This window comes from Citrobacter sp. Cpo037 (assembly GCF_030332945.1).
GTDB classification, from domain to species: Bacteria; Pseudomonadota; Gammaproteobacteria; order Enterobacterales; family Enterobacteriaceae; genus Citrobacter; species Citrobacter portucalensis.
The window spans coordinates 1-281 of sequence record NZ_JAOWGW010000013.1; the positions used below are offsets into that span (position 1 = coordinate 1).

Annotated in this window: 1 tRNA gene and 1 rRNA gene; both read left to right on the forward strand. The window is 54.8% G+C overall.

Annotation, left to right across the window (positions count from 1 at the left end):
* Positions 1–86: 86 nt before the first annotated feature.
* Positions 87–162: transfer RNA gene (locus OGX94_RS00850), tRNA-Thr, on the forward strand.
* A gap of 38 nt (positions 163–200) precedes the next feature.
* Positions 201–281, forward strand: a 5S ribosomal RNA gene (gene rrf, locus OGX94_RS00855); the annotation flags it as partial.

Here is a 281-nt window from a genome sequence, read left to right on the forward strand (position 1 = left end):
CTCAGAAGTGAAACGCCGTAGCGCCGATGGTAGTGTGGGGTCTCCCCATGCGAGAGTAGGGAACTGCCAGGCATCAAATTTAGTGTGCTGATATGGCTCAGTTGGTAGAGCGCACCCTTGGTAAGGGTGAGGTCCCCAGTTCGACTCTGGGTATCAGCACCAGTTTTTCGGTTAAAGTTCGGCACTTAGAAAAGAATTTGTCTGGCGGCTGTAGCGCGGTGGTCCCACCTGACCCCATGCCGAACTCAGAAGTGAAACGCCGTAGCGCCGATGGTAGTGTG